Here is a 10,687-nt window from a genome sequence, read left to right on the forward strand (position 1 = left end):
CCGGTGTCCCCGTGGTGCGTACTCATGAGTGCGGTCCCGTGCACACCCCCCTGTTCGATCGTGTTGGTTCGAAGGATGCAGATGGAACTCGCCACTCCGCCTCCGGCGGCGCGGCCCCCCGTCGCCTGGTACAGCTGGTGGATGATGCCGCTAGCCTTGGGAGGCGGGACGGTAGCCGCGACATTCATGAGCTCCGAGCGAATAACCGTCGCTGTCGCCGGCGCCGCGGCCACCGCGGCTGGCACCGCGTGCGTACGGCTCCTGCTCCGCACGCGGACGCAACTCGGGCGCGCCGAGGCCGGGTTCCGCGCCCAGCAGGCCGAGCACACCCAGCAGTGGCAGCAGCATGTGGCGGGCCTGGAGCGGAAGTTAGCGGCCGAACGTGTCGCCCTGGACGGCGAGCGTGCCGCCATGGAGAGCCACCTCGTCGAGCAGACCGGCGGCTTCGAGGTACAACTCGCCGAGCAGACCCGGACCTTCGAGGAGCGACTGGCCGGACAGGCCCAGTCCTACGAGGCGCGGCTTGCCGACCAGGCCGAGGTATTCGAGGAGCGGCTGGCCCAGCAACACGAGGCGGTCGCCCGGGTCGCCCGTGAGCAACTACCCGAGGCACTGGAGCGGTTGCGCGCCGGCGACGCCGTCGACGACCTGCTGCCGGCCACCGGCCAGAACGGCAAGGTCAGCGCCGAACTCCAGGCAGAGCTGCGCAGGGTCCTGCGGACCTCCCTGATCGGTGTTGAGGCGGAGTTCAACCGCTCCACCTCCGCCGAACAGGCCGTGATCAGTATCGGCAACCGAATCCACGTGCTCACCAGCAAGCTGCGCGGACGCCTGCACGAGATGCAGGGCGAGCACGGACGGCTGCCGTCCGTGGCGCGCGGACTGATGGAGCTGGACCAGGTCATCGGCCCCGCCGACTGTCTGGCCGCCAGCGTCGGCGTGCTCGGCGGCACGGACCGGCCCGGCCGCCAGTGGCAGGAGCCGCAGCGGCTGCTCAGCGTGGTCCGCGGCGGTATCGGCCGGATCAAGGACTTCCACCGCGTCGAGGTCCGACAGTTGCCCGAACTCGGCGTCGACGGCAGCCTGGTGGACCACCTCACCCTGATCTTCGCCCACCTCCTGGACAACGCGGCCCGCTACTCGCCACCCACCGAGCCGGTGGTCGTCTCCGGCAAGGAGGTGCCCAACGGCGTCGGCATCGAGATCCAGGACTCCGGCAAGGGCCTGAGCGATGAGAAGAAGCGCGAGGTCGAGCACGCGCTGGCCGGCACCGCGCCCGGCGCCGGCCTCGGTGGCATCTCGGAGGATGCCAGCATCGGTCTGCGGGTCGTCGGCTCACTGGCCCGCCGCTACGGCATCCGCGTCACCTACGCCGACTCACCGTGGCTCGGCACCTCGGTGGTCGTCGTGGTCCCGCACAAGTACTTCAGCCAGGTTCCCGCGGCCACCGCTCCGGCCACCCCGGTGGCCCGGACCGCGACCGCGCCGGAGCCCGCGCCCCGCGCCGCCGTCGCCACCGCGCCGGCCGAGATGCCGACGCTCGCGGGTGACGAGGTCGAGACCACCCCCGGGGGACTGCCCCGACGCCGCAGCAAACGAAGCGAGGCGGCCCGCCACGAGCCGGCCGAACGCACCGAACGCAGCGAGGGGACCGTAGTCGCGGCCGTCCCGCCGGACGAGTCCTTCACCGGGCTGGCCGCCTTCGCCACGGCGGGCCGGGAGCCCGCCGACGCCACCGCCGGACGCGAGTCCACCGAGCACCACGCCGAAGAGAGCGACAAGTCCGTATGACGCAGCAGGGAACCGACGTGAGCTGGGCGCTCCGCGATCTGGTGGAGTCCATCCCCGAGATCCGCTTCGCCCTGGTGGCCTCCAGCGACGGCAAGGCCATCACCTCCTACGGCGCCGAAGACCCCGACGACGTGGACCGCTTCGCCGCGGTGGTGGCCGGGCTCCAGGCGCTGGCCCAGCCAGTAGCCGAGCAGTTCCCCAAATACGCGGGGCAGTTGCGGCTGGCGATGATCGAGGTCGACGGCGGCCACCTGTTCGTCGTGCGGGCCGGGGTGGAGACCTATCTCGGCGTCCTCGCCCGCGAGGGCCTCGACCAGGGGCTGCTCGGACATCAGATGAGGGACTTGGCGCGCAGAATGGGCGAGCTGCTCGGGACCACCGCACGCGTGGAGGAGCACTCTGGATGAGTGCTCCCCGTCGGCCCACGGACCCGTCCGGTCTTGAGCGCTACTACGTCCTCACCAAGGGGCGCAGCGGACCGGGCGGTTCGGCGTCGAGCCTTGACGTGGCGACCCTCATCGTATCCCGCGCGGCCCCCGTCCCCGGGGTGCAGCACGAGCACGAGGAGATCCTCCGGCGCTGCCGCGATCCCTTGTCGGTGGCCGAACTCGGCGCCCACCTCGGATTGCCCTTCAACATTCTCGCGGTGCTGCTGGCGGATCTGCTCGAGGCAGGTCGCGTGGAAGCCCGTGACCCCATCCCGGTGCACGACGCCGGCCGCGGGCCCGACCTCGCGCTCCTTGAGGAGGTACTCAGTGGACTTCAAAGGCTTTGACCACCCCGGCGGGCCGGAGACCGGCGGCACCCGCTCGGTGAAGGTGATGATCGCCGGCGGGTTCGGCACCGGCAAGACCACCATGGTCCGCTCGGTGAGCGACATCAAGCCGCTCACCACGGAGGAGACCCTCACCCAGGCGAGCGCCGACGTCGACCATCTGATCGGGGTCGCGGACAAGACGGAGACCACCGTCAGCCTCGACTTCGGCAGGATCAGCATCAACGACAGCCTGATGCTGTACCTGTTCGGCACCCCGGGACAGGAACGTTTCTGGTTCCTGTGGAACGGACTGTTCAAAGGCGCGCTCGGCGCGGTCGTGCTGGTGGACACCCGCCGCCTCGCCTCCAGCTTCCGGGCGATCGAGGAGATGGAGCGGCTGGAGGTGCCGTTCGTCATCGCCCTCAATGTCTTCCCCGACTCCAAGGAACACCCCATCGAGGAGATAAGGGACGCCCTGGACATCTCCCCCCGCACCCCGATCGTGGTCTGCGACGCCCGCGACCGGGCCTCCAGCCGTGATGTGCTGATCACCCTGATGCGTCACTTGAAGGAACGCGCTGCCGTCGCCTTGGAGTCCCGATGAACGACCAGAACCCCGACCTTCCCGACGCCCCTCGCGGCTGCCCGGTCGCGCACGGGTCGGCAGAGCTGGTCCGGCTGTACGGGCCCGAGGCGGCGACCGACCCGCGCGGCATCTACGAGCGGCTGCGCAAGGAGCACGGCTCGGTCGCGCCGGTGCTGCTTGAGGGCGACATCCCCGCCTGGCTGGTCCTGGGGTACCGGGACAGCCGGCGGGTGCTGGACAACCCCCGCCAGTTCGCCCGGGACGGACGGATCTGGCGGCACTGGCGGGAGGGGCGGATCGCGGACAACTCCCCGCTGGTCCCGATGCTCGCCTGGCGTCCCGACTGTGTGTCCCAGGACGGCGAGGCGCACCGCCGACTGCGCGGTGCGGTCAGCGACGGGCTCCAGTCCGCCGCCGGCCGCGGTATCCGGCGTCACGCCACGCACTTCGCCAACAAGCAAATCGACGCATTCGCGGACGCCGGCCGCGCCGATCTGGTGGCGGACTACGCCGACTTGCTGCCGATGCTTGTGACGGCCCGCATCCTGGGGCTCACCGAGGCGGAGGGGCGTCGCCTGGTCGAGTCCTGCGCCCAGGTGATGAAGGGCGGCGAGGACGCCGTCCTGCACGACGGCGTGATCCGGGAGATCTTCGGTGACCTCGCCGAGCTCAGGCGCTCCGAGCCCGGCTCCGACCTCGCCACCGGTCTTCTGGAGCACCACGCGGGGCTCGACCACGACGAGGTCGTGGCCCATCTGCGCGCGGTGCTGATCGCCGCGCACGTCACGACCAGCCTGCTGGCCCGGGTGCTGGAACTGATCCTGACCGACGCCTCCCGGTTCTCCGGGCTGATCAGCGGTCAACTGAACATCACGGCGGTGATGGAGGAGGCCATGTGGAACTCTCCGCCGCTCGCCGTCCTGCCGGGACGCTTCGCCGCCAGCGACGTCGAACTGGGCGGGCACCGCATCGAGGAGGGCGACCTGCTCGTGCTCGGTCTCGGCGCGGGCAACGTCGACCCCGAGGTCCGGCCCGACCCGGGTGTCTCGGTACACGGCAACCAGTCGCACCTGGCGTTCGGTGCGGGCCCGCACGAGTGCCCCGGGCAGAGCATCGGGATGTCCATCATCGAGATCGCGGTGGACGTCCTGCTGCACCGGCTGCCGGGCCTGCGCCTGGCCGTGCGGGCGGAGGAGCTCAGCTCGACCGCGTCCACCTGGATGACCCTGCTGGACAGCCTGCCGGTCGAGTTCGAGGTGTAGGCAGGTCCTCGGACGACGCTGCCCCGGCCGGGGCAGCGTCGTCGGTCTGAGGCGTCAGCCGTCGAGCCAGTCGCCCGCGAGATCCGAGGGACGGTGTCCCATGGCGTTCCAGAGGAAGTGCGGGTGGGCGCAGCCGAACATGTAGGCGAGCAGCGCGACGTCCTCCCGCCCGGTGTGCGGGTCGTGCAGGGCGTGGAAGAACTCGGCTCCGACGGCGCCGGAGTCCTCCTGGATTTCGCGGGCGCGCGCCGTGGACGGCGCGGCGTGGGACGCCTCCACGGCGGCGATGTACGTGCGGCGCAGTATCTCCCAGGCGCCGTCGACGTTGCCGTACCAGGGGCCGTGCAGTGCCTCGAAGGCATGGAGTTCGGCGTCGAAGAGGGGCCACGTCTCGGGGTGTTGGACCCGGCAGCGTGCGGACAACTCGGCGGTCCGGGGGCTCAGCGCCGGTGCGGTGGGCCGCGGGGCGATGGTGAGGCTGGTGCCGTGGGTGAGGATGCCGGTGCAGGCGTCAGGCTGAAGGTCGCACAGCGGGCAGTCCTGGGCCGGGGGGAGGTTTTGGGTGATGCCGTCGAACCACAGGGCGTGCCGGCCGGTGAGCCCCAACCAGACGATGGTGCTGGGCATCAGCCAGGTGTTCCACATCGGGGGATGCGCCTCGGGCATGCAGCCGTACTTGATGAGGGCGATGGCACTGGCCGCGTAGAGGGCCTTGGTGTGGGACGGCATGTCGGCGAGCCAGAAGTTGCTGATCTCGCCGGTGAGGGCATCGGCTCGTACGTCGACCATGTCGTCCACGACGCGGCACAGCAGCAGGGAGGCGAGGTGTTCCTCCTGCCAGAGTTCGGTGTCGGGCGCGACGTGCCAGAACAGGCAGTCCATCATCTGGAGGAGCGAGTAACTGCTCCGGCCGAGCGGGTTGGTCTGGGGGAGTACGACGTTGCCCGCGTGGTGCTGCTGGAGCCAGTACTCGTCCACGGAGCGCTTGTGGGCGGCGTAGAGTCCGCAGACCAGGGCCCGTGCGGTGTTGATGCTGAAATCCTCGGCCAGGCGGTCTTCGATGAGTTGGGTGAGGTGCGTGGTGTCGATGGTGTCGATCACGCGCTTGTACTCGTGGAAGAGCAGGATGTCGTCCTCGAAGCGATGACGGTAGCCGAGGTCCCGCTCCAGGTCGTTCATCTGCCGGGCTAGGACCCAGCCACCGGTCAGCACGCTGTCGAGTTCCGCGTGGTACGGCCACGTCTTGACGGTGAGGGGACGACCGGCGCTCTGCCGCCAGCCGTAGTCGGCCAGTGCGCGCTCGGGCGGCGTGGGCAGCCGACGGCACAGGGAGCAGTCGCAGACGGCTGTCCGCTCCTCCTCGCGCGACGGGGCGAGTGCCCGGCTCCGCCAAGCCGCTTCCAGCATCGCGCAGGTCAGTCGGCAGACCTCGATATCGATGCTGACCTGGGGGAAGGCCTCTTCGATCACGCGCAGGCGGGCGTCGAGCCGCCGCAGCCTGGCGTGGCCCTCCTCGTCCGGCGGGAGGAACGCGCGCGGCGCCAGATGAAGGGCGCCCTCCACACGCAGCGTGGTACCGGAACCGGGGAAGCGGAGCGCGTCCAGCCGCTGCTGAGCGGCGTTCTCGTAGTGCCGGTACTCGTCCGTGCACCCCACGGTGTGTTTCTCGAAGAAGCGGGCCAGCGCCTTTCCCGCCTCCGCCGGCGGTTGTTGGGCGCTCGGCTGCACCGGGATCAAGCTGTGGGTGAATGTCTCCGGACCACCGCCTACGACTCCCGAATTCACACCGGTCTCCCCTCAAGCTGTTGTTCTCACAACGGAATTGACCGGCCGGGGTGGTCGGCCGGCCGTGTCCGAGCAAGGGCAGCGGGTTGCCCGCCTCGAAGGAGAGGTACCGCCCGCTCGATTCGAACTCACCTTCCCGATACGCAAGTTGAATCGAGAAGCGGAACGAGGCTCCCCAGAGACTAAATGATCTACACCGTGACCGGCCGTGATCTCCGTTACTGCTCAAGCGACTTGAGCTGCGTATACTCGCGCGCCCTCGCCGAAGGTCTGTGCCACCCTGCGCACCTGACGGCCCACCGGCGACTGGAGCGACGACATGCGCGGACCAGGCCTTCGCCTTCGGCGCCCTGGACTCGGCGAGCACAGCCCTGCCGCGGGCCGCCCGGGACGCCGAGAGCGCCGTATGGCGGCGACGCACGCCCGGCTGCCCGCCGAGACCCACCCGCACATTGCGGCGACGGCCCGCCATCTCGTCGCCGACATGCGGCTCAGTTCGTATCCGGCGGCACTGGACCTGCTGCTGAGCGCGGCCGAGGCGCGGCTGGCGGAATTCCGGGGACGGACATGATCACCCGCTGCCACACTGGTCGACACCCGTCGCCCGCGTTCCGACAGGAGGCCGTCCCACCGTGACCCCGCCGCCCGCACGCCCCGCGAAGCAGCGCAAGCGCGACACCCTCGACCGGCTGGAGCACGACGAGGACGCCTGGGTCGCCACCGCCGCCCCCGAAGGCGGGGCGCCCTACCCCACCCCGTGCCGCTTCGCTGAGCCGACCATCGCAGCCAGCGGCGCCCCGGCCTCGCCGGCCATGGCCAGCGGAACGATCACCAGTGGCCGGCCCGACAGGTGCCGGTGTCGGAACTCGGTCAGCGGCACCGCCTGCATCGACTCCATCGCCTGCACGTGCGCCAGCGCCGACAGCGTGCTCATGCCGCACCCCCGAGGTCTCCAGTTCTGCGCGCAGGCGCGCGGCGTGCCGCAGGGCCGCGGCCATCTCGGCCTAAAGGCTGTTTCTCGGATCTCCCATGGTGATCACTGGTTGGGGTTCACTCTGGTGGGAGGGGGCGGGGTGATCTGACGAATGCGGAGTGGCGTCGGCTGGAGCCGTTGTTGCCGCCGGTCGGGCTGCGTGGTGGTCGGTGGGCTGATCACCGGCGGGTGGTCAACGGTGTGCTGTGTCGCGTGTGGACCGGGGTTCAGTGGAGGGACCTGCCTGAGCGGTTCGGCCCGTCGTTGACGGTCTACAAGCGGCATCGTCGCTGGTCGGCGGACGGGACCTGGCAGAGACTTCTCACCCGGTTGCAGGCCGAGGAGGAAGCCGCGGGCAGCGTCGAACTGGAACGTTGCTGTCGATTCCACAGCCGTCCGTGCCCACCAGCACGCGGCCGGCGCTCGGCACCCCTGAAAGCCGGGCTGCTGTTCACTGCCAACGCACCACCGCCCGCGCCGTCCGAAAAGGGCCGCCCTGACCGCGGCCGTGCGGCGGGAACCCACCGTTGAGGTGCGGCAAGGCTGCCGGGTGAGCGCCCTCACCTTCGGGCAGGGCCGCCTTGCCCGGGTCACCGGCGTACAGGTAGGCGCGGAAATGCACCAGGCAGACCCTATCGTCGACCCGTCCGGTCGCCGCTCGCCGGTCCCCGACTGGCTGACCGCGGCCGGCTGCCGCCCGCCCGTGGTCGACAGGCACCGCACCGGGATCGCCTACCTGTGCCGCTGGTACCGCCTGTGCGCCGACGGCCCGCGTGACCCCGGGCGAGTGAGACCGGCTCGGCCGCACCGTTCGCACTCGCCGGCGTCTTCCCTTCCGACAACGGCACCTTTGCAGTGAGCCTGATGCTCTCCACAGGGGATCCGACCCGCGGCGCGCTCACCGACCCTGCCGTGTTCGAGGCCGTCGCCCGCCGCTCCCCGCCACCTCCGCGTGGCTCGACCTAGCCCCCGAACCACAAACAGCCGTCCTGGCAATGGCCGGCCTGGACAACCGCTGGACTTCCCTCGCCGACGACGGACCTGTCGTCACGGGCCTGGTCAACGCCGGGGACAGCCTCGTCCACACCAACCCCACCCTGGGCCATGGCGTGGCCCTCGGCTTGCGTGCCGCCCAGCACCTCGCCCTCGGCGCTCCGTGTCGACAAACGAACGTCTGCCGAGACTCGCCCGTGATCACGAAGCCGCAAGTGGGCACTGCCGACAACTCGCGGCGACAGGCGATGGCGCGTGAGCGGCGCCGTCCGGCGGACCCGTCACCGCGGTCGTGGCCCGGGCTGTGGTGGGTATCCAGCGCGCACCGGCCGGTGGAGGTGGGCACGGGCCTGCTCCTGCTGGCAGACGCAAACAGTGCCGACCCTAGCGTCGTGCAGAGTTCGGGTGCGTTGGAATGTGGCGGCTCGGAGGGTCAGAGGAAAGGGCAGGCCGGATTGGTGGCGCCGCAGCGTTGTGGCCATGGGAAGGGGGTTCGGCAGCGGCATCCTTGAGCTGCTCATCCACCCGGCGGCTCTCGCTGAGCTTGGCCTCCGCTGTTCGCAGCGGCGATCAGCTGCCTTCGCCGCCATGCGGTTGTTCTGGTGACACCAGGCGCGCTCACCGCACCGCAGCGCCTGGCACGCCGGGCCACCGGGGTGGTGGCCCTCGTGTCGTTACTACTAGGCAGCGTCTTGTCGATCACTTGTCGAGCCAGATGAGGGTGCTTGCGAGGGTGATCGCGGCCTGGTAGCGGGCGGGGTGCTTGTCGTAGCGGGTGGCGATGCCGCGCCATTGCTTGAGGCGGAAGCAGCGTTCCACGACGTTGCGGCGCCGATAGACGGCCTTGTCGAAGTGGCAGGGGCGTTCCCGGCGCCGGGCTCGGCCTGCGAGTTGGTCGAGACGCTCCGGAATCGTGGCCTTGATGCCGCGCTTTCGGAGGTAGGCGCGGAAGGTCCGGGACGAGTAGCCCTTGTCCGCGATGACCCGCTCGGGCCGCACCCGAGGCCGTCCCGGCCCGCCGCCCGCAACACGGATGAGGCCGATGACGGTCTCAGCCTGGGTGCAGTCGTTTCGGGTGCCCGCGGTCAGCACGAAGGCCAGTGGCCGGCCGCGTCCGTCGCAGGCGAGGTGAATCTTGCTGGTCAGCCCGCCGCGGGAGCGTCCGAGGGCTCGTTGTTCGAGCCCCCTTTGGCGGCGGTGTGCTGGTGGGCCCGCACGATCGTGGAGTCGATCGCGACCAGCCAGTCCACCCCACCCCGGGTCTGGGCGGCGGCCAGGAGACGGTCGAAGGTGCCGTCGGCCGCCCAGCGGGCGAAGCGTCCGTGGACGGTCTGCCACGGCCCGAACCGCTCAGGAAGGTCCCGCCAGGGCACACCGGTGCGGAACTTGAACACAATGCCTTCCAGCACTTGACGGTGATCACGCCACCGCCCGCGGGCCCGGCCTGCCGGCGGCAACAACGGCGCGATCACCGCCCACGCGGCATCAGACAACTCGGCTTCCCTCACGACCGGACCAACGATCCGATGATCGGCGAGACACCCCCTAGGGCTCGTCCGGCGGATCACGGGCCGAGCCAGGGCCGGACCGAGGCGAGGGCCGGCCAGTGCCCTAATCGTGTTGACCGCCCCTGGCAGGCAGTGCTGGAGTCGGCACGTGGACAGCATCCCCGCCAACCGGCGGCTCTGGAACCGGATCAGCAGCGCCTACCAGCACGAGCACGACCCGCAAATCGGCGCCACACCCCGGCTGTGGGGCATGTACTCCATCCCCGACGCACACCTGCACGCCCTGGGCGACGTCACCGGCAAGCGCGTCCTCGAACTCGGCTGCGGCGCCGGCCAGTGGTCCAGGGCGCTCGCCGCCGAAGGCGCCACCGTGGTCGGGCTCGACCTGTCCGAAGCCCAACTCGCCGCAGCGGCCCGCGCGATGGGAGCGGCCCGCTACCCGCTGGTGCAAGGCGCCGCCGAACAACTCCCCTTCGCCGCCGACAGCTTCGACCTGGTGTTCTGCGACTTCGGTGGACTTAGCTGGGCGCCCCCGCACCTGGCCGTCCCGCAGGCCGCACGCGTCTTGAGCCGAGGCGGGCGCCTGGTGTTCAACGTCGCCAGCCCATGGTTCGAAGCTTGTTACGACGAAGCCGCCAGCCGCGTGACCACGACGCTGCAGCAGGACTACTTCGGGCTGAACACCATCGCCGAAGACGACGGCGCGACCAGCTATCAGCTCACCTACGGCGACTGGGTCAAGGTCCTGCGCGGCGCGGGTCTCATCATCGACGACCTCATCGAGCCGCGGCCCGAACTCGGAACACCCAACGGCTACAACGAAACCGACCCACCCGACTGGGCACACCGCTGGCCGGCGGAACTGCTCTGGGTAACCCACAAACCGTAAGTTCCGCCGCGCCGAGACGTGAAGGCATCCCCTCGCCGGGCAGGCCTAGGGAGTGTCTTTCCGATCATCCGATCGTTGGACTGGTCGTGAGGGATGGGGAGATATCTGATGCCGCGTGGTCGGTGATCGAGCCGTTGCTGCCG

8 protein-coding genes and 4 pseudogenes are annotated in these 10,687 nt (G+C 70.3%); 9 read left to right on the plus strand and 3 right to left on the minus strand.

Annotated features, from left to right (window positions below):
- Nucleotides 1-81 precede the first annotated feature (81 nt).
- Genes ACZ5CW_RS31950 through ACZ5CW_RS31970 form a run of 5 tightly spaced genes read left to right on the plus strand, consistent with a single transcriptional unit; the run spans nt 82 to nt 4,396 of the window.
- On the plus strand, nt 82-1,791 hold the full coding sequence (locus tag ACZ5CW_RS31950; protein ID WP_468607502.1) for a sensor histidine kinase: 1,710 nt from the start codon (nt 82-84) through the stop codon (nt 1,789-1,791).
- Nucleotides 1,788-2,198, plus strand: a complete 411-nt coding sequence (locus ACZ5CW_RS31955) for a roadblock/LC7 domain-containing protein (RefSeq protein ID WP_468607504.1) — start codon at nt 1,788-1,790, stop codon at nt 2,196-2,198. The genes ACZ5CW_RS31950 and ACZ5CW_RS31955 overlap by 4 nt, the downstream gene beginning before the upstream one ends.
- Nucleotides 2,195-2,566: a DUF742 domain-containing protein gene (locus ACZ5CW_RS31960; RefSeq protein WP_468607506.1), complete on the plus strand. Its 372-nt coding sequence runs from the start codon at nt 2,195-2,197 to the stop codon at nt 2,564-2,566. Before ACZ5CW_RS31955 ends, ACZ5CW_RS31960 begins: the two co-directional genes overlap by 4 nt.
- Entirely contained in the window at nt 2,547-3,152 is a 606-nt protein-coding gene (locus ACZ5CW_RS31965) for a GTP-binding protein (protein WP_468607507.1), read from the plus strand. Before ACZ5CW_RS31960 ends, ACZ5CW_RS31965 begins: the two co-directional genes overlap by 20 nt.
- On the plus strand, nt 3,149-4,396 hold the full coding sequence (locus ACZ5CW_RS31970; protein ID WP_468607509.1) for a cytochrome P450: 1,248 nt from the start codon (nt 3,149-3,151) through the stop codon (nt 4,394-4,396). The genes ACZ5CW_RS31965 and ACZ5CW_RS31970 overlap by 4 nt, the downstream gene beginning before the upstream one ends.
- A gap of 54 nt (nt 4,397-4,450) precedes the next feature.
- Here ACZ5CW_RS31970 and ACZ5CW_RS31975 read toward each other — a convergent pair whose 3' ends face one another.
- The gene (locus ACZ5CW_RS31975; protein ID WP_468607511.1) at nt 4,451-6,124 is read right to left on the minus strand and encodes a hypothetical protein; all 1,674 of its coding nucleotides are present in this window, start codon (nt 6,122-6,124) and stop codon (nt 4,451-4,453) included.
- A 383-nt stretch (nt 6,125-6,507) separates the two neighbouring features.
- Between ACZ5CW_RS31975 and ACZ5CW_RS31980 the strand changes: the two are divergent.
- Nucleotides 6,508-6,752 (plus strand): annotated as a pseudogene (locus ACZ5CW_RS31980) (TetR/AcrR family transcriptional regulator); the annotation flags it as partial.
- A 174-nt stretch (nt 6,753-6,926) separates the two neighbouring features.
- Here ACZ5CW_RS31980 and ACZ5CW_RS31985 read toward each other — a convergent pair.
- The gene (locus ACZ5CW_RS31985) at nt 6,927-7,115 is read right to left on the minus strand and encodes a hypothetical protein (protein WP_468607535.1); all 189 of its coding nucleotides are present in this window, start codon (nt 7,113-7,115) and stop codon (nt 6,927-6,929) included.
- Nucleotides 7,116-7,220: 105 nt separating this feature from the next.
- Between ACZ5CW_RS31985 and ACZ5CW_RS31990 the strand changes: the two are divergent.
- A pseudogene (locus ACZ5CW_RS31990) lies at nt 7,221-7,581 on the plus strand (IS5 family transposase); the annotation flags it as partial.
- A 57-nt stretch (nt 7,582-7,638) separates the two neighbouring features.
- Nucleotides 7,639-8,308: pseudogene (locus ACZ5CW_RS31995) on the plus strand (NAD(P)/FAD-dependent oxidoreductase); the annotation flags it as partial.
- Between the two features lie 538 nt (nt 8,309-8,846).
- Here ACZ5CW_RS31995 and ACZ5CW_RS32000 read toward each other — a convergent pair.
- Nucleotides 8,847-9,655 (minus strand): annotated as a pseudogene (locus tag ACZ5CW_RS32000) (IS5 family transposase).
- A gap of 148 nt (nt 9,656-9,803) precedes the next feature.
- Here ACZ5CW_RS32000 and ACZ5CW_RS32005 point away from each other — a divergent pair.
- Nucleotides 9,804-10,544, plus strand: a complete 741-nt coding sequence (locus ACZ5CW_RS32005; protein ID WP_468607513.1) for a class I SAM-dependent methyltransferase — start codon at nt 9,804-9,806, stop codon at nt 10,542-10,544.
- The last annotated feature ends 143 nt before the right edge of the window (nt 10,545-10,687 follow it).

The organism is Streptomyces sp. NPDC031379, assembly GCF_055569615.1.

Excerpts from the sequence above, each read along its gene's own strand:
- ACZ5CW_RS31950 (WP_468607502.1), top strand. The coding sequence starts at position 82 with ATGGAACTCGCCACTCCGCCTCCGGCGGCGCGGCCCCCCGTCGCCTGG.
- ACZ5CW_RS31955 (WP_468607504.1), top strand. The coding sequence starts at position 1,788 with ATGACGCAGCAGGGAACCGACGTGAGCTGGGCGCTCCGCGATCTGGTG.
- ACZ5CW_RS31960 (WP_468607506.1), top strand. The coding sequence starts at position 2,195 with ATGAGTGCTCCCCGTCGGCCCACGGACCCGTCCGGTCTTGAGCGCTAC.
- ACZ5CW_RS31970 (WP_468607509.1), top strand. The coding sequence starts at position 3,149 with ATGAACGACCAGAACCCCGACCTTCCCGACGCCCCTCGCGGCTGCCCG.
- ACZ5CW_RS31985 (WP_468607535.1), bottom strand. The coding sequence starts at position 7,115 with ATGAGCACGCTGTCGGCGCTGGCGCACGTGCAGGCGATGGAGTCGATG.